The sequence below is a fragment of the Desulfoluna sp. HI9BLuna genome, from assembly GCF_056829775.1.
The window spans coordinates 6,290,576-6,314,721 of the sequence record NZ_CP186555.1 but is presented as its reverse complement, the minus strand read 5'-3'; the positions used below and the strand labels follow the sequence as shown (position 1 = coordinate 6,314,721).

At 57.7% G+C, this 24,146-nt stretch carries 15 protein-coding genes; 14 read left to right on the top strand and 1 reads right to left on the bottom strand.

Annotated features, from left to right (window positions below; genetic code table 11):
- Window positions 1-72 precede the first annotated feature (72 nt).
- From thiE to ACOYW0_RS25625, 8 genes are all read left to right on the top strand, one after another.
- Window positions 73-705 carry a thiamine phosphate synthase gene (gene thiE, locus ACOYW0_RS25660; RefSeq protein ID WP_482416527.1) on the top strand — a complete coding sequence of 211 codons (633 nt, stop codon included), beginning with the start codon at window positions 73-75 and terminating at the stop codon, window positions 703-705.
- A gap of 1 nt (window position 706) precedes the next feature.
- Complete coding sequence (gene thiC, locus ACOYW0_RS25655; protein WP_180141350.1) at window positions 707-2,011, top strand: phosphomethylpyrimidine synthase ThiC; 1,305 nt, start codon at window positions 707-709, stop codon at window positions 2,009-2,011.
- A gap of 612 nt (window positions 2,012-2,623) precedes the next feature.
- Window positions 2,624-3,640, top strand: a complete 1,017-nt coding sequence (gene dctP, locus ACOYW0_RS25650; RefSeq protein WP_482416526.1) for a TRAP transporter substrate-binding protein DctP — start codon at window positions 2,624-2,626, stop codon at window positions 3,638-3,640.
- Between the two features lie 3 nt (window positions 3,641-3,643).
- Entirely contained in the window at window positions 3,644-4,123 is a 480-nt protein-coding gene (locus tag ACOYW0_RS25645; protein WP_482416525.1) for a TRAP transporter small permease, read from the top strand.
- A gap of 2 nt (window positions 4,124-4,125) precedes the next feature.
- Window positions 4,126-5,406: a TRAP transporter large permease gene (locus tag ACOYW0_RS25640; RefSeq protein WP_482416524.1), complete on the top strand. Its 1,281-nt coding sequence runs from the start codon at window positions 4,126-4,128 to the stop codon at window positions 5,404-5,406.
- A 716-nt stretch (window positions 5,407-6,122) separates the two neighbouring features.
- Window positions 6,123-9,293 carry a WD40/YVTN/BNR-like repeat-containing protein gene (locus ACOYW0_RS25635; protein WP_482416523.1) on the top strand — a complete coding sequence of 1,057 codons (3,171 nt, stop codon included), beginning with the start codon at window positions 6,123-6,125 and terminating at the stop codon, window positions 9,291-9,293.
- 69 nt (window positions 9,294-9,362) lie between these two features.
- On the top strand, window positions 9,363-9,860 hold the full coding sequence (locus tag ACOYW0_RS25630) for a PepSY domain-containing protein (protein ID WP_482416522.1): 498 nt from the start codon (window positions 9,363-9,365) through the stop codon (window positions 9,858-9,860).
- A 13-nt stretch (window positions 9,861-9,873) separates the two neighbouring features.
- Window positions 9,874-11,118, top strand: coding sequence for a carbohydrate porin (locus ACOYW0_RS25625; RefSeq protein ID WP_482416521.1), 1,245 nt, complete (start codon window positions 9,874-9,876; stop codon window positions 11,116-11,118).
- A gap of 465 nt (window positions 11,119-11,583) precedes the next feature.
- On the opposite strand, the gene ACOYW0_RS25620 is transcribed toward ACOYW0_RS25625, so the two are convergent.
- Complete coding sequence (locus tag ACOYW0_RS25620) at window positions 11,584-14,691, bottom strand: DUF5714 domain-containing protein (RefSeq protein ID WP_482416520.1); 3,108 nt, start codon at window positions 14,689-14,691, stop codon at window positions 11,584-11,586.
- Window positions 14,692-15,391: 700 nt separating this feature from the next.
- On the opposite strand from ACOYW0_RS25620, the gene ACOYW0_RS25615 reads away from it, so the two are divergent.
- Genes ACOYW0_RS25615 through ACOYW0_RS25590 form a run of 6 tightly spaced genes read left to right on the top strand, consistent with a single transcriptional unit; the run spans window position 15,392 to window position 23,973 of the window.
- Window positions 15,392-17,224 (top strand): TolC family outer membrane protein, encoded by a 1,833-nt coding sequence (locus ACOYW0_RS25615; protein WP_482416519.1) that lies wholly within the window; start codon window positions 15,392-15,394, stop codon window positions 17,222-17,224.
- A gap of 34 nt (window positions 17,225-17,258) precedes the next feature.
- Window positions 17,259-17,915 (top strand): transglutaminase-like cysteine peptidase, encoded by a 657-nt coding sequence (locus tag ACOYW0_RS25610; RefSeq protein WP_482416518.1) that lies wholly within the window; start codon window positions 17,259-17,261, stop codon window positions 17,913-17,915.
- Window positions 17,912-19,855, top strand: coding sequence for a bifunctional diguanylate cyclase/phosphodiesterase (locus ACOYW0_RS25605; RefSeq protein WP_482416517.1), 1,944 nt, complete (start codon window positions 17,912-17,914; stop codon window positions 19,853-19,855). Before ACOYW0_RS25610 ends, ACOYW0_RS25605 begins: the two co-directional genes overlap by 4 nt.
- Window positions 19,852-21,996: a type I secretion system permease/ATPase gene (locus ACOYW0_RS25600; protein WP_482416516.1), complete on the top strand. Its 2,145-nt coding sequence runs from the start codon at window positions 19,852-19,854 to the stop codon at window positions 21,994-21,996. The genes ACOYW0_RS25605 and ACOYW0_RS25600 overlap by 4 nt, the downstream gene beginning before the upstream one ends.
- Window positions 21,997-23,379: an HlyD family type I secretion periplasmic adaptor subunit gene (locus ACOYW0_RS25595; protein ID WP_180141374.1), complete on the top strand. Its 1,383-nt coding sequence runs from the start codon at window positions 21,997-21,999 to the stop codon at window positions 23,377-23,379. It abuts the gene before it with no gap.
- 3 nt (window positions 23,380-23,382) lie between these two features.
- Window positions 23,383-23,973 (top strand): helix-turn-helix transcriptional regulator, encoded by a 591-nt coding sequence (locus ACOYW0_RS25590; protein ID WP_482416515.1) that lies wholly within the window; start codon window positions 23,383-23,385, stop codon window positions 23,971-23,973.
- Window positions 23,974-24,146 lie beyond the last annotated feature (173 nt).

Here is a 24,146-nt window from a genome sequence, read left to right as displayed (position 1 = left end):
GGCTAAAGGCTAAAGGCTAAAGGAAAATCCCCTGGCCGCCGGGGGGCGTTTTTTACAGGAGAATAAGAAACCATGAGATCCATTGCAGGTGCCGATATTTACGGCATCACCGGGGAGGAGCACTCCCTGGGCCGGGACAACATCACGGTGGTGAAGGCGATGATCGACGCCGGTATTACCCTGATTCAGTACCGGGAAAAAGACAAATCCATGCTGGAGCGATACCGGCAGTGTGAGGTGGTGCGCAGGCTGACACAGGATGCGGGGGTCACCTTTATTGTCAACGACCATGTGGACCTGGCCCTGGCCGTGGAAGCCGACGGCCTCCACGTGGGACAGGACGACCTGCCCATTCCCGTGGTGCGAAAGCTTGCGGGGGAATCCATGATCATCGGGCTCTCCACCCACAGCCCTGCCCAGGCGGCGGCTGCCGTTGCGGCGGGGGCCGATTACATCGGTGTCGGCCCCATCTTCACCACTCAGACCAAAAAGGATGTCTGCGACGCCGTGGGGCTGACCTACCTCGATCATGTGGTGAAAAACGAAAAAATCCCCTTTGTGGCCATCGGGGGGATCAAGGAACACAACATTGCCGAGGTGAAAGCCCACGGCGCGGAAACCATTGCTCTGGTGACGGGGATCGTCGGAGCCGAAGATATTTCAAAGCGGGTCAAAGCCATCCGCAAAGCCATGGAGAGAAACTAAAATGAGCTACACAACCCAGATGAATGCGGCCCGAAAAGGGATCGTTACCGGCGCCATGGAGACCGTGGCCAAAAAAGAGAACATGCCCATCGAAACCCTCATGGAGCGCATGGCCAAGGGTACCATTGCTGTTCCGGTGAACAAGAACCACACCGTCATCGATCCCGAAGGCGTGGGGGAGGGGCTCCGTACCAAGGTGAACGTCAACCTGGGGATCTCCAAGGACTGCTGCGACCTGGAGGTGGAGATGGCCAAGGTCCGGGCCGCCGTTGCCATGAAGGCCGAGGCAATTATGGACCTCAGCTGCTTCGGCAAGACCCGTGAGTTCCGCACCCGCGTTATCTCCGAATGCCCCGCCATGGTCGGTACGGTCCCCATGTACGACGCCGTGGGTTTCTACGACAAGAACATCAAGGACATCACCGTGGATGAGTTCTTCAAAGTGGTTGAGCGTCACGCCGAGGACGGGGTGGATTTTGCCACCATCCACGCCGGGCTCAACCGGGCCACCGCCGAGAAGATCAAGCGCAACGACCGCCTCACCGGTGTTGTCTCCCGTGGCGGTTCCCTTCTCTACACCTGGATGATGCTCAATGACGCCGAAAACCCCTTTTATGAGCACTACGACCGGCTCCTGGAGATCTGCACCAAGTACGACCTCACCCTGAGCCTCGGCGACGGCTGCCGCCCGGGGAGCATCAACGACTCCACGGACGCGGCCCAGGTGGAGGAACTCATCACCCTGGGTGAGCTCACCAAGCGCGCCTGGGAGCAGGATGTGCAGGTGATGATCGAAGGGCCGGGCCACATGGCCATGGATGAGATCACCGGCAACATGATGATGGAAAAACGCCTCTGCCACGGCGCGCCCTTTTACGTCCTCGGGCCCCTGGTCACCGATGTGGCCCCCGGCTACGACCACATCACCAGCGCCATCGGCGGGGCCATTGCAGCGGCCAACGGCGCGGATTTTCTCTGCTACGTCACCCCGGCCGAGCACCTGCGTCTCCCCGACCTGGAGGACATGAAAGAGGGCGTTATCGCCACGCGTATTGCGGCCCACGCCGCCGACATCGCCAAGAAGATCCCCGGCGCTCGGAGCTGGGATAACGCCATGAGCAAGGCCCGCGCCGACCTCGATTGGGAAAAGATGTTCTCCCTGGCCATGGATCCCGTAAAAGCCAGGAGCTACAGGGAAAGCTCCAAACCCGAGTTTGAGGACAGCTGCACCATGTGCGGCAAGATGTGCGCAGTGCGTAACATGAAGCGGGTCCATGAGGGCAAGGATATTCAGTTGAATGACTAAAAAGCAGGTGCAAAGCAGGTCATAGGGAAAGCAGGTTATAGGCGATAGTAAATCGGTGACCGGATTGGGGAGCGTTTTCTCCATGTGGGCCTGATCATGTTGCTGTCTTGTTTTGGCCCTGTCTGACGTGCTTGCCTTGCGGTCCTTAATTAATGAAATATAAAAAAGTGCCGCTCGTTTTCATTAAAAGATGAAGATGGGCGGCATTTTTTTTTAGATATTTTTGATTGCGGAGGGCCTGCCATGAAAGGGGTGGTTTGTCCTTTCGGCGTGGGAGGGGAGGGGGCGCCAGTCATGGCGATCCTGGTGAGTGGCATGTTTTTATATGGCTGATATCATGAGTGTTTAAGGCTTGTGGGGCTCGGTTGGGCGGGTGGGTTACACCAGGGGCGTATGGGTGATTGAGGGTCCTTGAACGGGAACGCTTCTTCGGGGCGAAACGGCCGAGAGGGCCTGTGGGCGGTGGGATAGAGCCTGCTGGTGACTTGACAGCCCGGAATGGCCCCGGCTAAGAAAGAAACCGCAATCCTTGAAAAATGTGATGGGGCGGGCAGGCTCGTCAAAGCCGCCGGGCCCCTTTTTTTGTAACCGGATACGTTAAGGACACGTGTGATGATGACAGCGCTTAAAAAATGGACGATCGCGGTTGTGTGCCTTTTGATGCTCCCGGCTCTTTCCGAGGCGGGGTATAAAAAGGAATACAAATTAAGCTGTGTGGTGGGACCCAAGATGCCCTGGGGCGAAGGGGCGACCCTGTTTGCCGATCTGGTGCGCGAGCGCACCGAGGGCCGGGTCAACATCAAGGTCTACACGGCAGGTTCTCTCATGGCGGGCAAGCAGACCAACGAGTTCCTCCTGCTCAAGCGCGGCGTGGCCGATTTTGCCTTTGCCTCCCCCATCAACTGGTCGTCTACCCTGAAGGCTTTGAACCTGTTTAACCTTCCCTTCTTTTTTGAAGACTACGAGGCCCTGGACAAGGTGACCTCAGGGGAGGCGGGAAAAGCCATTGAAGCCCTGATCGCCAAAAAAGGGGTTAAGGTCCTGGGCTGGGGAGAGAACGGGTACCGGGAGATCACCAACTCCAAGCGGGCCATCCGGACCCCGGAAGACTTAAAGGGCTTGAAAGTCCGTGTGGTGGGTACCCCCATTTTCATCGACATCATGAAGTCCATGGGTGCCAACCCCGTGAACATGAACTGGGGCGAGGCCAAGATCGCTTTTCAGCAGGGTGTTGTGGACGCCCAGGAGAACCCCGCCGTGGGCATCGAGATTCCCCTGAAGATCTGGCAGTTCCATAATCACGTGTCTTTCTGGGGGTATGTCATCGATCCCCTCATGTTCACCGTGAACCAGAAAACCTGGAAAAAATTCTCGGAAAAAGACCGTGAGATCATCCGTCAGGCGGCGGTGGACGCCGGTCGCATGCAGAAGGGTGTCGTAAGAAAGGGCCTGGTGGCCCCGGACCTTTCCGCCCACGAGCTGATGCGGGAAAACGGCATGGAGGTGACGGTGCTCACCCCCGAAGAGAAGAAGGCCTTTCGTGTGCTCACCGAGCCCGTGTACAAAAAGTGGGTCCCCCGCATCGGTGAAGAGCTGGTGGAGAAGGCCAAAGCGGACATGGGGAATTAAGCCTTGAACACCCTGAAATATTGTGTGCGCAATTTTGAAGAAGTTTTGGGAGCCCTGCTTCTGGGCTCCATGTTTGTCCTGGGGCTGGCCAACGTCGTCACCCGCTACTTTTTCGAGTTTTCCCTGGCCTTCACCGAGGAGCTGGAGGTGGCTGGCCTGGTCTGGCTCACCATGCTTGGTACCAGCGCGGCTTTCAAGAAGAGCCATCACCTGAACCTCCAGTATTACGAAAAAAAGCTCTCCCCACGGGCGGCCACAATGGTCCGCATGGGCGGCCTTGTCCTGGCCATCGTGCTGTTTGCGACCCTTGCGGGCCTCAGTTGGTTTCACATTTACGATCTTATCGATCTTGAGATCACCACCGAGGCCCTGGAGCTTCCGGAGTGGATCTATGCCCTTGCCATTCCCGCGGGGTCCGCTCTTGTCATTGTCCGTATCGTTCAGGTGCTCATCGCCGAAAAGGCGAAACTCAAAGGAGTATGACCATGGGATTGCTGCTGTTTTTTCTTTTCATGGTGCTGCTCCTTTCCGGCGTGCCCATTGCCGTTGCCATCGGGCTCTCTTCGGTGGTCGTCATCTGGTTGGCCGACCTTGGCATTGCCGTGGTCTCGCCCAACTTCTATTCGGGTATCGCCAAGTTTCAGCTCCTGGCCATCCCGCTCTTTATTTTTGCCGGGTTTTTGTTTGAACGCTGCGGCATTTCAGAGCGGCTGGTGCGCTTTGCCAACCTCCTTGTGGGGCGCAAAAAAGGGAGCCTGGCCATTGTGGCCGTACTGGTGTGTGTCTTCTTCGGCGGTATCTCCGGCTCTGGCCCGGCCGACGCTGCGGCCATTGGCGCCATCTTGATCCCCGCCATGATCCGGGACGGGTACGACCGCGGCTTTGTGGCCGCCCTCATCGCCGGGGCAGGCTCCACCGCCATCATCGTGCCCGTGAGCATTGCGCTGATCATCTACGGCGCTCTCACCAACACCTCCATCACCACCCTGTTTGCCGCCGGGGCCATCCCCGGTGCCCTGGCCGGGCTTTGCCTGATTCTGCCCGCCTGGTGGATTTCCAAAAAGAGGGGATACGGCAGCAGGACGGCCATGGAGTCGGACATGGGCTTGTTCCAGGCCTTTCGTGAGGCGTTCTGGGGGCTCATGGCCCCGGGGATTATCCTGGGCGGGCTCTACGGCGGGGTGTTTACGCCGACGGAGGCGGCCGTGGTGGCGGTCTTCTACGGCCTGATCCTGGGTTTTTTCCTCTACAGGACCCTCACCTTAAAGGCCCTGTACGAGATCCTGGTGGAGGCCTCCAACGCCTCGGCCGTGGTGATGCTCATCATCACTTTTGCCGGATTGTTTTCATGGACGGCAAGCACCCTGGGGGCCATGGACGCCATTTCGGCTTCGCTTCTGGCCATCAGCGACAATCCGTATGTGGTTCTTTTTGTTATCAACCTCATCTTGTTCTGTGCCGGGATGCTCATCGATGCCATCTCCATATTTTATATCTTTATCCCCATCTTCCTGCCCATCATGGCGCGGTTCGGGTGGGACCCCATCTGGTTCGGTATCATGATGACCTTTAATCTGGCCATCGGGCAGTTCACGCCCCCGGTTGCCGTGAACCTCTACGTGACCACCCATCTGGCGGAGATTCCCGTGGAGGAGACCTTCAAGGCCGTGATTCCATTCATTTTGGCCATGCTTGCCGGGCTCGTGATCCTGGCCCTTTTTCCAAGCATAACTCTGTTTCTTCCACGCCTTTTCGGTATGATTTGAGGGGCTAAAAAAAGCAATGCCTCCAGCGGCAAGGTATGCCACCTTGACAGCTGGTTTCCGCTGGGGCATTGCTTGGGCCACCAGTGTGTTGTTGATGATACTGTCCCAAAAGTCCGTCAGCCCGTAGGGTGCATTCTGTGCACCGTGTTCGGCTCACCCAGGGCTTTGATTTGGGGGCACAGAGTGCACCCGGCAAATCGTGTCACTGAAGAACCAAAAATGGCTTGTATGAAAATTGTCGCTTTGATAAACTTCCAAAATTAAAGCGTATAATGATTTTTAGCCTTTCCCTGTCCAATCCAAAAGACAATCATACCTTACAAGATGTTGATATCCGTTGTGCCGGGCGATTAAATCGCCATAGATAACCCGTGGTATCTTTGTTGCTCGTATTTTTGTCGTATTGGTGCGCGCGTTTGGAGCCGATGTCAAAAAAGCAGAGCATCTTGTCACTCCTCTTCACCTTATCCCTTTCGTTCACATATTCATGGACTCTGTTCAAGGCATCAGAGCTTTCAGAAAGCGTTGTTTTATCAAAGCTCTGATAATGCAGTAGATGGGTTCTCTTGGTTCGTCAGCAGGGTGAAAAAATAGCGCCAAAATGGTGGCTTGTATTTTTGTGATGCCTTAATTTTTTTCGCTAAGTCGTTGTAAAAAAAGCTTATTGTTCTGGTATTTCGAGTGTGTCCGCTAAACTCAAAGTGAAGGAGTGCGGTATGAAAAAGCGCGTGGTTACCATTGCAACAGCTGTATGCGTCATGATCTGGTCGGGTATGGGCCATGCCGAGTGGCGGCCCGGTGAGGCGCCTGAGCCTGTCGCTCCCGGGGAATTCGCACAACAGGCCGACCTGGAAGTGGACCGGGAGATGCGATCGTTGGAGTGGCGGTGTGTGGGGCCCTTTGTGGGCGTTCGCGGTTGCGGCGTGGCCGTGCACCCCACGGACAAGAACCGGTTCTATCATGCCCATTCATCGGGCGGGGTGTGGATGTCCGATGACAATGGCACCTATTGGTATCCCATTACCGACGGCCAGATCAACGTGGGGCCGGTGGGGGCCATTGCCCTGGCACCCAGCAACCCGGACATCATCTATATCGGAACGGGTGAGCCGCAGCTTCGCGACTGCTCCACCTGGGGTGACGGGGCCTACAAGTCCACGGACGGAGGCAAGACCTGGGCACACATCGGGCTGGCCAAGACAAGGCGCATCTCACGGGTGCGCGTGCACCCGACCAACCCGGACCTGGTCTACATGGCCGCCATCGGCAGCCCCTTCGGGCCGAGCCAGCACCGCGGCGTGTACCGCAGCAAGGATGGAGGTAAATCCTGGGAGCGGGTTTTCTTCAAGCATGAACAGGCCGGCGTCATCGACCTGGTGCTGTGTGAGCACGACCCGAATATATTGTATGCCGCAACCTTTGAGGTGTTCCGGCGGACCTGGGGGCTGAAGGCCGGAGGCCCCAACACCGGCATTTTCAAATCAACGGACGGTGGGGAAACCTGGGCCGAGATCACCCGGAACCCGGGCATGGCCACCGACGACTTAGGCCGCATCGGCCTTGCCCACTCCAGGAAAAACCCCGAGCGCATCAGTGCCCTTGTGGACTCCAAGGAGCAGCCGGGGCTCTATCAGTCCGAGGACGGCGGCGAGACGTGGGCCTTTGTCTCGGATAACGTCAACATCATTCAGCGGCCTTTCTACTACATGCACCTCCACGCCAGCCCCCACAACGGGGACGAGCTGTGGGTGCTTTCCAACAAGATGTGGCAATCCCTGGACGGGGGAAAATCCTGGACCCAGCGTTCCGGGACCAAGGATGATTTCCATGACATGGCCTTTGATCCGGAAGACCCCGATCGCATGATCGTCACCCACGACGGCGGCGCCATGGTGACGAGAAACGGCGGGGTCACCTGGTCTGGCCCCTATACCCAGCCCAATCAGCAGGTCTATCGCCTCGATGTGGACAATGAATTTCCGTATAACCTGTATGGAAACTGCCAGGACCTTATCGGATACAAGGTCCCTTCCGCGTCCATTTACGGCGGCATTTCGCAAGCTGATGTGACGGTCATCGGCAGCGGGGAGTCCGGTGCTTCGGTGCCGGATCCCAATGACCCCGATACCATTTATCACCTGGCGCAGAGCACCTTTGCCGCCGGTGGATGCCCGATCCAGCGGGTCAGCCTGAAGACGGGGCAGTGGGAGCAGGTCAATGTCTGGCCTGTGATCACCTTCGGAAGAGGGCAGGACGAGGCAAGGTACCGTTTTAACTGGCATGCCCCTGTCCTTTTTGACCCCTTCAGGCCGAAGGTGTTGTACACCGCCGCCGAGGTGGTGTTCCGCAGCAAAGACCGGGGACAGACCTGGGAGGTTGTCAGCCCGGTGTTGACCCGGGATGACCCGGAAAAGCAGCAGCCGGGAGGTTCTCCTTCATCCCTGGAGACGTCCGGCCAGGAAGCCTACAACACCATCCACCGCATGGCCGCATCCGGAGTCAAAAAGGGGGTGTTCTGGACGGGCAGTGATGACGGCCTGATCCATGTGACCAGAAACAATTGCCGGAAATGGACCAACGTCACCCCGCCCGGCCTTCCCGAAGACTCGGATGTCTACGAGATCGAGGCCTCGCCCCATGACGCGGGGACGGCGTATGTCGCCATCAGCCGGTACCGCACGGCCAATGATTTCCTGCCCTATCTCTTCAAGACATCTGATTACGGAGAGACATGGACGAATTTGAGTGAGAATTTTCCTCAGACGGAGATCACGCGGACCATTCGGGAAGATACGGTGCGCAAAGGGTTGCTCTTCGTGGGAACCGAAACGGGGGTGTTTGCCTCCCTGGATAACGGGCTCACCTGGAAACGGTTGAACCTCAACCTGCCGGCGGTACCGGTGCACGACATCAAAATCAAGGATGAGGACCTGTGCATCGCCACCTTTGGGCGCAGTTTTTGGATTTTGGATGACATCAGCCCCTTGCGGCAGACCTCAGACGAAATCCAGGCCAAGACGGCTCATCTGTTCAAACCGCGAACCCATACGCGCCTGGGCATCAACTGGTGGGCTCTCTACGGTGGGGGCGTGGGAGGGGGCCAGAAGAACTACTTTGTCCAGAACGGGCGCATGGGGCACACCTTTATCGAACTCGGGGTGGTCAACGGAGAACGCAAGCGCAGGTTCATCGATGCCGGAGGTGCCCGGCCCCGTGGTGCCATTATTTACTATCTGATTGGAGAAGGTGCCCGGGATGTCAGCCTGAGTATTCTCGACAGCAAGGGTGAGCTGATCAAAACCTACGAGGGGGACATCCTGAGCCGGGAGACGGGCCTGAACCGGATGGTCTGGGACATGAATTATCCGGATGTGGTCTCTGTACCGGGCAAGCCGCCTGCAGGGATTGTGGTGGAAGCCAGGCCCGGCACCTACACCGCCAGGTTGACGGTTGACGGCCAGTCCCAGGATCAGGCGTTTGAACTGCGCATGAACCCCAACGAGACGTGGAGTCAGAAAGATGCGGATGCCCGTTTCGAATTGTGGTGGCGCATCAGGGATATTTTCGAGAGAACCAATAAGACCATTATCTCCGCCATGGAACTGTCCGAGGACGCCGGAGAGGATTCGGCCATTGCAAAAGAGTCCTCGGTGTTTATCGGAAAGCTGGTCCCCATGGGGGCCAACCTGTCCCAGATCGCCAATGAGCCGTCCAAGCTGCTGTCCAAGCTTCAAACGGTCCACTGGGTGTTGTTCCAGAGCGAAGGCCGCCCGCCCCAGTCTGCCTACGATGTGGTGGATATGCTGGAAAAAGAGATTGATACCGAACTCGCTGCATGGGCTGATTTTTTGCAAAGCGAGGGGACGACGGTGGCACATGCTCAATAGCTGAACAGCAGGTGATGGGGCGATGCGGACGCTTCGGCGTTTTCATCCCCCCATTGCAAGGGGGGCAACATGAGAGCCGTGGTGATGAACAGGAAGGTACACAGATGGGCCGCCATTGCAACGGCTTTACCGGTCCTTGTCGTCGTCCTCAGCGGGGCTGTCCTTCTGATGAAAAAGAAGCTGGAGTGGATTCAGCCTGCGACCCAGAAGGGGGTGGGGCATGAGCTGATGCTCAGTTTTGATGAGATTCTGGCCATCGCCACCTCCGTTCCGGACGTGGGGATCCACAACTGGGAGGATATCGATCGCCTGGACGTGCGACCCGGAAAAGGCCTGGTGAAGGTGCGGGCCAAGAACCACTGGGAAATCCAGGTTGATACGAAAACCGGTGAAGTCCTTCACGTCGCCGTGCGGCGTTCCGACCTCATCGAAAGCATCCATGACGGCAGCTTTTTCCATGAACATGTCAAGCTGTGGGTTCTTCTGCCCACCGCCATTCTCCTGGCCGGTGTCTGGGTAACAGGTGTCTATCTGTTTTTCTTTCCTTACGTGAAAAAACGGGGTTGAAGCCGAGGGGGCCATGAAAACAAAACAGTGCACTGTCATGATGATCGTTTCTGTGGGACTTCTCCTGGGGTTTGGGGTCGCCGTTGCATCAACCGGGGGCAAACTCAGGCCGAGGCTTTCCCCTGATGAGGTTGAAAACCAGATTGCTCTGGACCAGAAGGCCGATCCACTCTACGAATCGCGGCTGTTCTCTCCGGTACGGGATTGGCGGGATGGCGTGGCAGAACAGATGGGGTTGCATCTGGCGGCCGACTATTCAGTCCTTTTCATGCACGTGAGCGACAGCCCGGGGGAAGATAGCGCCTCCAGCGGCATTGCGCGGTTTTATGGCTACTGGGACCTGGTGAACCGCGGGGGGCCCAACAAGGGCAGCTTGAACTGGAAAATTGAAAACCGCCACAAGTACTCGGACATTCCGCCCAGCGCCCTGGGGTTTGAAAGCGGGTATGCGGGCATCATCGAACCTCCGTTCAGCAACCAGAAGGCACGTCTGACAAACCTCTACTGGAAACAGTATGTATCCGAGGGCAAGGGCGTGTTTGTGGGAGGGTTTCTGGACACCACGGATTTTATCGATGTCTACCTGCTCTCCAGTCCGTGGACGGGGTTTGCCAACTTCGTTTTTTCAACGGGGTCCGCCTCCATGGATCTGCCCAATGATGCCACCCTGGGCGCGGCAGCCGGTGCCATGGTAAGCAGCTCACTCTATATTCAGGCCGGAATCGCAGATGCCAACGCCGACCCAAGGGATCCGTTTGAAGGGTTTGAGTCCGTCATCGACGACAGTGATTTTTTCAGATGGGTTGAAATCGGCTGGACCCCCGGCAAGGACAAGATCTACTTTGACAACACCCACATCACACTCTGGCAGATTGACGAACGTGCAAACGGAACGGATGACGGCTGGGGGGTGAACCTCTCCTGGCAACGATGGATCGACGACACATGGCTGCCCTTTGTTCGTGGGGGATATGCCGATGACAGCGGCAGCCTCCTTGAGCGATCGGTATCGGCGGGCATTGGCTGTCAGCCGGTGCCCATGCGCGGTGTCATTGGGGTAGGGTTCAACTGGGGACGCCCCAATGACGTGTCGTTCAAAGGGGCAGATGATCAGTACACCACTGAAGTGTTCTGGAGGTATCAGCTGACAAAGGAGGTGGCCGTGACCCCGTCCCTTCAATACATCAAAGATCCAGCCCTCACCAGCGATGAGGATACCTTATGGGTCCTGGGGTGCCGGCTCCGTGTGGCCCTGTAGCCCAAGGGGTGAGAAAATCGAGCAGAAAACCGTGAATTACACTTTCCACTACTACAACCGGCCCGTTTTCTCATGAAATACCCGGGATAGCGAGATTGAGTAGACGCCCATGATTGCTTTTTGCTATGTTGAATGAGGTATGAAGCCGCCACCTGGCGGCTGTTCGGTTTTCACGCGGAATTGGGCTGGGGGAACCATGAAAAGACGATACGCGGTGATTCTCTTCGTTTTTACCGTCATCACGGTGTCAGCTTGTTTGCGGTTGATTCATGCCATATGTATGAGGTAATCCTGCATTTATAGAGGATTCCGGATTCGGCCGCCGGCGATTTTGATGTTTGAGGGTGATATCGCTTAGCACAGCCCGTGGGATATGCTATCAGCATCGGCACGAATCCGGTTTTCAAGTATGCTGGTTCCTTCAGGTTTGCCTGCGAATCCAAAGGGTCGCATGGGGCGGCCTTTTTATCCTTTCACCTTCAGCCACTCTCCCTTGATATCGCTTTTTCCCGCCACGTACCAGGGACACCCGGACCTGATGCACTCCTTATTAATATTGAACTGGAAACAGTGGGTGGTGCCGTTTGCCTGCAAGGGGATGGGCAGCAGATCCGCGGAGAGGCCCGACGCGATCTTGAAGGCGGTGAGGGTCTCCCTGCGGCAGCAGCGGGCTGCTTCCAGCTCGCCTAAGGCCGTGATTATCCGGCCGGTGACCCTCTGGATAATCTGCCGCTCCGTGGCTTTCACCGGGTTGCTCTTCAGGATGATGCCGAAGGCGATCCCTGTCCCCAGGGCCGCGCCACAGCCTCCCCAGAAAGCACAGGTGCCGCCGGGGATATCCGCGCCGCGTCGGATGGCCGAGAGGATCTCCTCGTCTCCGATGGCGCCTCCGGCGTTGCGGTACGCTGCGGTGATCACACCCGGAACGATAAAGTGGTGCTCCGGTCCGTGGAGGGGCACAGCCGGGTGTTTTTTGATTCTGTCAAAGAGGGTGATGATGTCGGTCTCCCTGGTGGTCAGGCAGAGGTGCTTGACCACGGAGAGGGCATCCTCGCTGTGGCAGAGGTCGCAGACAAAATGGCCGTTTTCGCAGAGGGCGTTGGCCATGGCGGTCTCTCCGCAGAAGCTGCAGGTCTCTTCCTGCTCCATGTCGAGATAGGCAAGGGGTTTGCCGCAGCGCATGCAGCCCGACGCTTTTTTTCCTGTGCTCAGGATGGTGGCACCGGCGGGCTGGGCTGGCTTCTGTTCCTTTTCCACAGGCTGGTAGCAGGCACAGCTGTTTTCCGCGTCCTGGTTGGTGATGTTGCCGTCGTTGTCCAGGACAAAGGCGGACGGGTCGGAGTGGGTGGCTGAAGGCCAGGGGGCATCCAGAATACCGCCCCGGGGGATGATTTCGCCCTGATCGGTGATGACCCCTGCAAAGGGGCCGGGATAGAGAACAGCCGTGCGGGTCTCATCGGGCTTGACGGCCTGGTAGGTGAGGGAATAAAAGGTGTGCCCCTGGACCTCGCGATAGAAGAAGCGTTTGATGATTCGGATGTTGATAAAACCGGTGGCCTCCAGCATGGCCATGAGGCGGGACTGCACCATGGCCCCGCCGATGCATTCTCCCCGAAGGGTCGGGTCGTTTTGGATGGAAGCGGGGAAGGGGGCGTCGGTGGTCACATCGGAGATGACGGCTCGTCCCCCGGGCTTCAGGATGCGGAAAATTTCCGCAAAGGTCTTTGTCTTGTCCTCGGAAAGGTTCACCACGCAGTTTGAGATCACCACGTCGGCGGTCTCACGGTCCAGGGGGATGCTTTCCAGGTATCCCTTTTTAAACTCCACGTTCCGGTAACCCAGCCTCCTTCCCACTTCGTCCGTTGCATTACGGGCCCGCGAGAGCATGTCGTCGAGCATGTCGATACCGTAGACGCTCCCCGCCGCACCGGTGATCTTGGCGGCGATAAAGCACTCCACCCCGGCCCCGGAGCCTAAGTCCACAAGGGTTTCCCCCTGGTCAAGGTCCGCATCCTGTACCGGGCTTCCGCATCCGTAGGAACGCACCCTGGCAGACTCCGGGATGTGGTGGATCAACTCCTCTTCGTAACAGACCGGGTTGGTGATGTCGGTGTTGGGGGCGTCTGCCGCATCGGCATAAAAGGCGCCCACCGTGCCCCGGGTACCGGCTAGGGAGAGCACACAGTTGGAGTGGGTGAGGGCCACATCACCCTCGGCGTGGCTGCATTCGGTGAGGCGGTCGCCCATCTGGATTCGCATGCCGGGCACGCCATGGGCGTCGGCAACCGTACCCGCCGCCTTTTCAATAAGGTGAACGGCGATGGCTTCGTAGAGCGCCATGTAAGGGTCGTGGCCGATGTAGTGTTGGCCTGCATAGTAGCTGTGGTCGATATCGCCGCCCCCCACGATGTAGCGAAAAGGGCTTGTGCGGCAGCTTTCGTCATTCACAACGGATAGTCCTCGCAAGTCGCTGAGCGCTTTGCTGTGTCTCCACACCTTCTCGATGCCGTCCCGCATGTGGCCGCAGCATGCCGGTTTGTTGCCGATGAGGGCCGGGGTGGGGTAGATGTGCCCGTCGGGACCCACGGCAAGGGATTCCCATCCGGCGTTGCCCAGGTCGTGGCGGATGCCCGGAGAGGAGAAGACCCGGGCCTCCATGCTCTTGAGGTTGTCGATGGTGATTCCCAATGGTGCGGCGGTTTTTTCAGCCTCCATAAGGTGGGAAAAAAGCTGTTCCGGAGGGACATGGGCGGTGTCTCGCGCCTTTCCGGCGGCAAAGAGCCAGAGGTAATGGACGTCGGCAATGCCGAACCGACCGGCAAGGGTGACGATATCGGTCATCTGGTGGACGTTGCCTTTGTGAACGGCCATGGCAAGGGAGGTGTTGAGTCCTGCCTGGGACAGCATGTCAAAAATGGCGAGTAATTTGTTGAAGACCCCCTGGCCGCGCATGGCGTCGTGGTTCTCCTCAAGGCCGTCCACGCTGATCTGGAAGTGGAGTCGGTCTGTGGGGAGCGTGGTGAGAAAATCCAGATGCTTCGGGACGAGCAATCCGTTGGTGAGGATGGCAAGGCGGGTGTTTTCCTTGCTCAGGAGAAGGCGGCAGATGCGTTGAAAATCTGGGTGGAGCAGGGGCTCGCCCCCGGTGATGTAATAGGTCTCCGTGCCTAAGGGCTCGGTTGCCCGGTACAAAGCCTCGATCTCCTCAAAATTGAGGCTTTGCCTTGTTTTTGGGGAGCAGGAGAAGAGGCAGTGACGACACGACAGGTTGCAGTGATCCGTGAGGTGAATCCAGCATTCGGACAGGCGGTTCAGGGAGAGAATCTCTCCGCGCCCGGAGTAGGGTGCGGGGTTGCCCCAGGGCATAAGGGATAAAAACTGTTCTGCCCTGAGCTGCTCCAGGGGGCCCTTTGTCTTGTTGTCCCGGGGGGCGCTTTTCGCCTCGCCCAAAGCCTGAAGCAACCGGTCCCCGGCCGTGTTGGGAACGAACCAGTGAGGGGTGTCCGGAGATACATAGATGGGTACCTTGGTGCCGGAAAGACGCGTAAACGTATCTGGGAAGATCATGGACATGGGTCATTACCTTCTCGTTTGCAGGTGGTTGGGGGGAGGCTTTTTTTAAGCATCTGTTAAAGATGGCGGGATTGCGGAGATGCGGTCGATTTTTTTCTACTTTACATGCCGACCGGGGGAATGTCAAAACCTCACGCGGGTCCGTGGGATACGGCAAGGCGATTAAAGGCTGCATATCAAAAAATCCATGATTTGTCGCCTTCGCGACGCAGCCGGATGAGGGCTGCCGGATAAGCATTTTCTGTTGTTTTCCAGCGTAGCTGTGGGGTGGCAGGTGATTGCGGCGTGCGGGTGCGGCGTCTGAATGTGATGTGGCCGTTTGCCGCGGCAGTGGTTTTGTTGTGAGGTTCCTGTTTAGATGACTCTTTGACTTGAGTCTTTTGTGTGAAATTGTTAAAAGGATATTTCTAATACTATAGAAAAATAAAGAAAGGTTCGAGGGGTTACGTAACTGCTGTAAATGTGTCTATTGACAGGTGCTGTTTTATTGAATATGTGTTCGCTGGTTTTAAAACTAGCGATACTCCGTGATGATTTGGAGCGGAGTCCGATGGTCTTAAAATCAATAAGTTAAACTGTGGTGGGAGAATGTTCAGGCATGCGCAACAGGTTGTTCCGTCGGGTGATCCCGATGGCTGTTTTTGTTTTATCGTTGACGACCGTCGCTTTGGCAGAAGGCGAGCGGGTTGTCTCTGAGGCCATGACACTGCGTCAGGCGCTCGAAATTGTTACAAACACAAACCCGGAAATTCTGGAGGCCAGGCAGAGGTACGAAAGCGTTCTTGCTGAGCGATCCATCGCAAAAAGCGGGTATCGTCCAACCATCGGCGCAGAACTTGCCGCCGGTCCGGAAGTAACGGACGGGGAAGATACCAACGACGAGCGCGAGGAGTTGACGGCAGCAACGGCAACGGTCTATGCGCGGATGAATTTATTCAACGGCGGCAGAACACGGGCCACCGTGCGGGAGACCGACGCCCGGATCCTCTCGGCCGCTTACGAAGTGCTCAATGTCAGCAACCGGGTCTATCTGGATACGGCCGAGGCTTACCTCGGTGTGCTCCAGGCCAAAGAGATGCTGGCCCTGGCCAAAAAGAACGTGGCCACCCAGAAGCAGATTCTTCGCCAGGTCAGGGAAAAGGCCGAGTCCGGGTTCAACAGGGTCTCCGACCTCAAAAACTCCGAGGCCCGGTTTGCCCTGGCCCAGAGCAATTACATCTCCAGGCAGCAGAACCTGAATCAGGCGGTGGTCAAGTTCCACAGGCAGTTTGGCCGGTTTGTCTCCCCTGATCGCATGGTGCGTCCTGCTCCGTCCTTTCTCGTTCCCGAGACCGTCGAGGGCACGGTGGATATCGCGCTGAAAAACCATCCGGCCCTGTGGGTCTCCCAGTCCAATATCCAGGTTCGAAAGCAGGCCGTGGAAAAAGCAAAGGCCGCTTACTGGCCCTCCCTGGACCTTGAGCTCAAGGCCCAGCGTCGTTCCGATACCGGTGGAGACGAAGGGGACACAGACCAGGCCTCGGCCATGCTGAAGCTGAACTATACGTTCTTTGACGGCGGCGTAAGAAAAGGGGAAACCCTGAAGAGCAACAGGAACCTGCACGGGGAAAATTACCGGGCTTACCTCGAACGGCGAAACGTCAATGAGTCCGTGAGGCTGGCCTGGAATATCCTTCAGGCAGAAAAGCAGCGGGAAAAATACCTCGGTGACCATGTTCGGCTCTCCCTGGACACCCTGTCCGCCTTTAAAGAGGAGTACCACTTAGGTCGCCGCACCCTCCTTGACCTGCTCAACATGGAAAACGAATACAACTCGGCGGAAACCGCCCTGGTGGAGTCCGTGTACTCCTGCCTGACGGCCACCTACAGGATCGCAGGCACAACCGGGCTGATGCTCCGGGAATACGATCCCGGCCTTCGCAAGGCCATGGGGCTTCCCCTGGAGGCATCCCTGGGATGCGCCGGGGATGACGACCTGGAGCATAACCGGGACCAGGACTCCGTGGACGACCCCTGTGATCAGTGCGACAACTCCGTTCCGAAGAGCAGTACACCGGCATCGGGCTGCGCCGGGGATGCCATGCAGACCGTGGGGTTTGAGGAGACAGACGTCGTGGCCCCGTACATCGTGACCGGGACACCGGATGCCTTTGACCTGAAGATCGATACCTCCCGGAAGGAGCAGACCATCGCCCTTGAGGGAATCAGCTTCAAGCGCAACTCGGGTTCACTGACCAAAGAGGCTGAAAAGCAGCTCACCTACGTTGCGGACCAGCTCAAGGCCACAGAGGGGTTTTCCGTTGAAGTGGTCGGGCATACCGATTCCGATGGCTCCAAGGCTTACAACCTCAAACTCTCCCGGAAAAGGGCCCGTAGTGTGTGTGATGCCCTTGTGGGGCTGGGTGTGAATCGTGAGATCCTCTCCTGGTCCGGCAAAGGGGAGAGCGAGCCCGTGGCGGACAACGCCACCGGGGATGGCAAACGGAAAAATCGACGGACCGAGTTCAAGCTGACCCGAAAGGTCCGTTCGTAAATTGGCGGGGAGTCCTTTCCCCACCGGAGGCTTCGTGCGTCGAGCCTTTTTGATACTTCTGGTGTGTTCACAGCTTGTGGCTGCACGGGAGGCCAACCGTTTCTATGTGCCCGAGAATGCAGCCGCACGCTACAGGGAGACCTACGGAGAACAGGCCACCAAACGCCTCAACGGCCTTCTTGCCCTTATGGAAAGCCTGGTGAACGCCACTGAAGACCAGAAGGTGGCCGAGATCAACCGGTTTTTCAACCAGGTAACCTACGCCACGGACAGGACCGTGTGGAATCGTGACGATTACTGGGCAAGCCGCCTTGAGTTTTTGGGAAAGGGGCGGGGCGACTGCGAGGATTTCGCGGTGGCCAAGTACCTGACCATGGTCCAGGTGGGGGTGCCCGAAGAGAAGGTCTTTCTCACCTATGTCAAGGCCATCGGCTACCCGGACGCTGCTCACCTCGTTGTGACCTACTACGCCGCGCCCGGCGCCGTTCCCCTCGTTCTGGACAACTACAAGACCACCATCGAACCCGCCACCGAACGTCCCGATTTGATCCCGGTCTACAGTTTTACAGCCGATGACCTGTACCTTCAGAAACAGCAGGGCCTGGGCAAGCGGATAAACAGGAAACCCTTGAAAAACCAGAAGAAGCTGAAAGCCGTTGATCCGGAGATCCGTGAAAGGGGAAGGTCATGAGTCTTTTCAAACAGATACAGGTGTTGATAACCGTGGTCCTTGTGGTGATGCTGAGCATTGTCATGAAGATCAACTTTGACCGTGCCCGTGATTTTACCGGGATGCAGCTTTACACCGGCGCGAAAAACACCGCCAATGTCCTGGCCCTGTCCCTGAGTTCCGCACCTTCCGACGCGGGATTCACGAAGTCGGCTGTGAACGCCATGTTTGACGGGGGGTATTACGAACGCATCGAGCTCGTCCGGTCAAACGGCGTGCCGGTTTACGAGCGGCATGAGGCCGTGCGTGTGGAAGGGGTGCCCGAGCTGTTTATTCGCATGGTGGCCCTGGACCCGCCGGTGGCCGAGGCCCGTGTCATGAACGGGTGGTCCGTTTTTGGAACCCTCAAGGTGAAAGGGCATCCGGGGCACGCCTATCTGCGGCTCTGGGATACCTTCAAGCAGCTCTGCCTCACCTTTGTGCTGGTGGGCGGCGCAGCCCTTTTCGTCTGCTGGGTTATCCTGCGGTATCTCATGAGATCCCTGACGGACATCCGGCGTCAGGCCGAGGCCATCAGCAACCACGAGTTTATCATCAACAGCAATCTTCCCGGTACCCCGGAACTCAAAGAGGTGGTTCTTGCCATGAACACCATGGTGGAAAAAGTGAAGGCCATCTTCGACCGGCAGCTGCAAACTATTCGGGATTATCAGGCGCTTCACTTCAAGGACCCCGATACCGGGGTGTACAACCGTTCCTATTTCGTAAAGCAGCTGGGGCATTTTCTGGAGAGCGATTCCGGGGGCTCGGTGGGGGCGGTGATGATTCTCAGCCTCGACGGCATGGAGCGCCTCGGTCTGTCCGGTGGGCATCCGGTGATGCACCGTTTTTACAGCGGGCTTGTGGAGATGATGAAAACCGAGGCCGCAAAGGTCCCTGAGCATGTGGTTGCCCGGTTGTCTCACCAGGAGTTCGGCGTGGCCCTTCCCGGGTGTCTTCGGGAAGATGCCCTGGCCGTCTCCGATGCCATCATCAAAGGAGCCCATGCCCTGACCTCCGGCCATCCCACCTTCAAGGGCGAGGTGACCGTCAGCGGAGGGCTGGCAGCCTACGGTGCCGAAGAGCGCGTGGGCAGCATCCTGTCCAAGGTCGATTACGCCCTTTCTGTCTCCAAATCCGGGGCCCCCTGGATGGTGAAAACTTACAGCGGCCGGTCCGCCCCCTGCCTCTCGGGGAAATACGAGTGGAAGCGGATGATCGAAGATGCCTTTGACAGCGGGCGGTTTCCTGTGGACTCCCAGGCTGTTGTGTCGGCCGACGGCGAGCTTCATCGGGAGGTGTATGTCTCCATGATGGACGGGGACGGGGTGCTCCACAAGGCAGGGGAGTTCATGCCCATGATCATTACCCTGGGGTATGCGGCCCGACTGGATCGGGTTGTGCTTGATGCCGTGGCAGAGCAGATAGCCCGGGATCGCCACGGGGTTTTCGCCGTTAACCTGACCCGTGAATTCTGCAGGGACCGGGAGTCGTTCCTGTGGCTTCGGCAGTTCCTGTCTGCCCAGCGGCCCGTGCGGCACCGGGTTGTCTTCGAGCTTCAGGAGGCGACCCTTCTGAGCTCTCCGGAGATCTGCATGGACCTTGCCGGGCTTTTCCGGGGCATGGGCTACGGGTTCGGCCTGGACCAGTGCACGATGCAGGATGCCACCCTGACCCTTTTGAAAGACCTGAAGCCCGACTACATGAAAGTGGATGCCGATTATCTGGATGATCCAGAGCAGGGTGGGGTGTCGGATGTTGCCCTCAATGCCCTTGCCACCATTGCGGACAGCCTGGGGATCAGGCTCGTGGCATCGAAAATTGAATCAGAGGACCAACGGGAGATGCTGGAGAGGAGGAACATCCGTTTCTTCCAGGGCCGTGCCATCGCCGAGGTCGAACCGTTGGGGAATCCGTCATGAGTTACGATATATCCACAGACCCGGTGATGCAGTGCCTGGTCGTGCTGACAAAGATAAACAACAAACCCGCCTCGGCAGAAGCCCTGGCTCAGGGGCTGCCCTTTGACCCCACGGTGGAGAAGCAGCGGCTCTTCAGCCTGGACAAGGGCAAGTCCAACGTCTCCCGGGCAGCAGCCAAGGCAGGCTTTCAGTCTCGTCTCCAGAAGCGGTCTCTCTCCGAAATCCCGGCCGTTGTCCTGCCCGTGATCCTGATGCTCAAAGATGACAAGGCGTGTGTGCTGACGCGGATTTCCCACGGCAGCGGCATGGCCGAGATCATCGTGCCGGAGGTGGACGACACCCCCCGGGAGATTGAGGTCGAGCGTCTGGCCGAGGAGTACCTGGGCTATGTTTTTTTCCTGAAGCGCACCTATGACGGGGCTTCCGGGGATGATGAAGAGGTGAGACGCCCCTCGGACGGGCATTGGTTTTTCGGGACCATGAAGCGCTTCAAGGGCATCTACGCGCGGGTGCTTTTGGGCACGCTCCTGGTGAACCTGTTTGTGGTGGCAGGGCCCCTGTTTACCATGAACGTCTACGACCGGATCATTCCCCACAACGCCGTGGAGACCCTCTGGGTCCTGGCGTCCGGGATCTGTCTTGTCTATCTGTTTGACCTGGTCATCAAGTGTATCCGTACCTCGTTCCTTGAAACAGCGGCCAAGAAGAGCGACATCATCCTCTCGTCCCTTCTTTTTGAACAGGCCATGAACCTCAAGCTGAAGGAGAGGCCCCGGTCCGTGGGCTCCTTTGCCAACAACATCAAGGATTTTGAAAGCATCCGCTCCTTTTTTACCTCCAGCGCGGTCACCGCGTTCATCGAGGTGCCCTTTGCCGTTCTCTTCATGATCGTCATCTACTCGATCCATCCGGTGATGGCCCGAGTACCGCTTACGGTCATGGTCCTGATTCTCCTGACGAGTCTTTGCTTGAAAAAGCCCATCTACAGGATCGTGGAAAGCACCCATGAAGCCGCGGCCCGGAAAAACGGGATCCTGGTGGAGGCCCTGGCCAACCTGGAGACCATCAAGGCCTTCAACGCGGGCAGCTCCATGCAGTGGCACTGGGAGGAGAGCACCGGGGATATTGCGACAAAGAGCCTCAAATCCCGGATCATGTCCAACTCCCTGAGCGTTTTCTCCGCCTTTCTGACCCAGTTCAGCTCCGTTGCCATTATCGTGGTGGGGGTCTACCTCATCAAAGCCGGCGAACTCTCCATGGGCGGGCTTATCGCCATCAACATGCTCTCTTCCCGCACCATCGCCCCCATGTCCCAGGTGGTGGCGCTGCTTTCCGGGTTTGAGCAGATGCGCGCCGGGCTCAAATCCCTCAACGAGTTGATGGACAAGGAGGTGGAGCGTCCCGCAACCAAGCAGTTTGTCCGACGTCAGGATATCAAGGGCGACATTGAGTTCAAGGACGTGAGTTTTGCCTATCCGGGTGAGCAGATCAATGCCTTGTCGGACGTGAACTTTCGCATCAAGGCTGGCGAGCGGGTGGGGATCATCGGTCAGGTGGGGTCGGGTAAATCCACCATCAGCAAGATCCTCCTTGGGTTTTACGAGCAGGACCAGGGCTCGGTTTTTGTGGACGGCCTGGATGTCCGACAGATCGATCCAGTAGACCTGCGGCACCATTTCAGCTACGTGCCCCAGGATGTGGTTCTGTTCTCCGGTACGGTGCGGGACAACATGACCCTGAAATCTCCCCATGCGGACGATCGGGCCATCATCAGGGCGGCTGAAATCGGCAGGGTGAACACCTTTACGGACCGTCACCCCCTGGGCATGGACCTTCAGGTGGGGGAGCGGGGCGCCAGCCTCTCGGGAGGGCAGCGCCAGTCCGTGGCCCTGGCCCGCTGCTTCATCGACGACACCCCTTTGGTCCTGCTGGATGAACCCACCAACGCCATGGATTTCAATACGGAGCTTCAGGTGATTTCCAACTTAAAGCAGGTGACCCAGGGCAAGACCACGGTCATCATTACCCACAAACCCTCGATACTGGAGGTGGTGGACCGCATCATCGTGATGCATAACGGGTCCGTTGCCATGGATGGCCCCAAGGCCGAGGTGCTGGCAAAGCTGGGGGGGGCGCAGTAAATGGCAACCGAAAAGAGTGTGCGGAAACAAGGCGTCCAGGGGCGCCGTCTGTCGGGGCGGTCCGGGCGATACAGCAGCCAGGACATTGAGTTCATGAACAGCTTGAGCGCTGCCGTCCTTGCGGGAAACCCTAAAAAATCAAATTTCTTTTTGTGGATCATTGCCGCCCTGGTGTTTTCCCTTCTCGGGTGGATGAGCGTTGCGCGCCTGGATGAGCGAACCCGCGGCATCGGCAAGGTGATTCCTTCCCGTCAGATCCAGGTGGTGCAGAACCTTGAAGGGGGTATCATCAAGGAGATCAGGGTCCGGGAAGGGGACAAAGTGACCAAAGGGGAGGTGCTCATCGCCATCGACGACACGGGCGTGGGCAGCTCTTACGCGGAGAGCAGTTCGGTCATCAATGAGCTCACGGCCCGCTCCGTCCGTCTGGCGGCCGAAGCCGGAATTCTCTCCTTTGAAGAGGGCGTGGCCGAAGCCCAGGAGGTCAAGGACCTGCTTGCAAAGGAGAAGCGCCTCTACGAGACCAACACCCGGCGCAAGCAAAGCGAAATCGAGGTAATGCGCGAACGACTTCGCCAGCGCGAGATCGAACTGGCCGAAGCAGAAATGAACATCCGCATGCTGGAGAGCAGCACTCAGATGATCGCCCGGGAGATGGAGCTCACGCGTCCTCTGTATAGGAAAGGGCTGGTCTCGGAATTGGAGTATATTCAGCTCAAGCAAAAATCCCTGGACAGAAACCACGAGCTTGAAAGCGCGCGGAAAAAGGTCGAAACCCTCAACTCCCGTATTGTGGAGGCCAAAGAGCAGAACAGTGAGCTGGAGGCGCGGTTTCGAAGCGAAGCCCAGGAAGAGTACAACAAGGTGATGGCAGAGATCGAACGCCTCAACCAGAGCCGCCTGGCCATTGAGGATCGGGTTCAGCGCACAAGCGTCCGGTCCCCTGTGAACGGCACGGTCAAGCAGATCCTCATTAATACCGTGGGCGGGGTGGTGAAGCCGGGCATGGACATCCTGGAGATCGTCCCGGATGAAGAATCCCTGGTGGTGGAAGCGAAAATCAAGCCCTCGGACATCGCCTTCCTCTATCCCGGCCTGAAGGCTGTGGTAAAGATCACGGCCTACGATTTTGCCATTTACGGCGGCCTTGACGGCCAGGTGACCCACATCAGCGCGGACACCATCACCGATGACCGAAGGGAAGAGTACTACCTGGTCCGCATCGAGACGGACCGGAACTACCTCGGCACGGACGAGAACAAAAAAGAGATTATTGTTGGAATGACGGCCCAGGTGGACATCATCACGGGCAGCAAAACCGTGATGGCCTATCTGTTGAAACCGATTTTAAGGGCCAAAGAAAATGCGTTGGGGGAGAGGTAGTTCATGATTTGTGTGTGCAGTAGCGATAGCCGGTGGGTGAAATCCCTTGCCGGTCTTCCCCTTGATGACGACAATCTCGTGCATGTGACAGGCCTTGAGGGGCTGTCCGATGTGGAACCGGATTCTGTGAGCCTGCTTCTCATCGACCTCAAATCCTGCGGCGAAGACAATCTGGATGCGGTTGTCCCCCCCATGATTGCCCTTGCCGAAAGGCCCCTGTACGACCAGGGCATGAGGCTTCTGCGGCGCGGGGTCCGCGGCTACGGAAACCGCCACATGCACCGCGAGAATCTGGCCCAGGCCATTTCGGCCGTTAAGGAAGGCCAAGTCTGGATGCCCCCTGAGTTCGTGACCCGGATGATCGCCTCCCTTGCACCGACACTACCTGAAAAGGCCTTGCCCGATACCCTGGAGCCCTTGAGCAGACGGGAAGAAGAGGTGGCAGGCTTTGTAGCCGAAGGCCTCTCCAACCGGGAGATCGCCGAAAAGATGGCCATCACCGTGCGTACGGTAAAGGCCCATCTCACCTCGATTTTTGCCAAAACGGGCTTTCGGGATCGCCTGGAGTTGGCTGTGAAGATGAAAAAGGGATGATTGACCGATGAATGGGTAAACATCGAACGGACACCTTGCTTGACAACCACCGATAGCTAAAAGCGAGGTTTCCGTGATCCAGTCGCCAAAATCTCCTTGACCTAACGTTTAACCCTTCAAACCATAACAAAGTACGGGCAACAGATATCACATATGTTTGGATGCTTGAAGGA

Bases quoted from the DNA above. Each gene is read 5' to 3' on its own strand.
- ACOYW0_RS25595 (WP_180141374.1), top strand. From the start codon at position 21,997: ATGGCAACCGAAAAGAGTGTGCGGAAACAAGGCGTCCAGGGGCGCCGT.
- ACOYW0_RS25600 (WP_482416516.1), top strand. From the start codon at position 19,852: ATGAGTTACGATATATCCACAGACCCGGTGATGCAGTGCCTGGTCGTG.
- thiE (WP_482416527.1), top strand. From the start codon at position 73: ATGAGATCCATTGCAGGTGCCGATATTTACGGCATCACCGGGGAGGAG.
- ACOYW0_RS25625 (WP_482416521.1), top strand. From the start codon at position 9,874: ATGAAAACAAAACAGTGCACTGTCATGATGATCGTTTCTGTGGGACTT.
- thiC (WP_180141350.1), top strand. From the start codon at position 707: ATGAGCTACACAACCCAGATGAATGCGGCCCGAAAAGGGATCGTTACC.
- ACOYW0_RS25635 (WP_482416523.1), top strand. From the start codon at position 6,123: ATGAAAAAGCGCGTGGTTACCATTGCAACAGCTGTATGCGTCATGATC.
- ACOYW0_RS25640 (WP_482416524.1), top strand. From the start codon at position 4,126: ATGGGATTGCTGCTGTTTTTTCTTTTCATGGTGCTGCTCCTTTCCGGC.
- dctP (WP_482416526.1), top strand. From the start codon at position 2,624: ATGATGACAGCGCTTAAAAAATGGACGATCGCGGTTGTGTGCCTTTTG.
- ACOYW0_RS25605 (WP_482416517.1), top strand. From the start codon at position 17,912: ATGAGTCTTTTCAAACAGATACAGGTGTTGATAACCGTGGTCCTTGTG.
- ACOYW0_RS25615 (WP_482416519.1), top strand. From the start codon at position 15,392: ATGACACTGCGTCAGGCGCTCGAAATTGTTACAAACACAAACCCGGAA.
- ACOYW0_RS25590 (WP_482416515.1), top strand. From the start codon at position 23,383: ATGATTTGTGTGTGCAGTAGCGATAGCCGGTGGGTGAAATCCCTTGCC.
- ACOYW0_RS25630 (WP_482416522.1), top strand. From the start codon at position 9,363: ATGAGAGCCGTGGTGATGAACAGGAAGGTACACAGATGGGCCGCCATT.
- ACOYW0_RS25620 (WP_482416520.1), bottom strand. From the start codon at position 14,691: ATGTCCATGATCTTCCCAGATACGTTTACGCGTCTTTCCGGCACCAAG.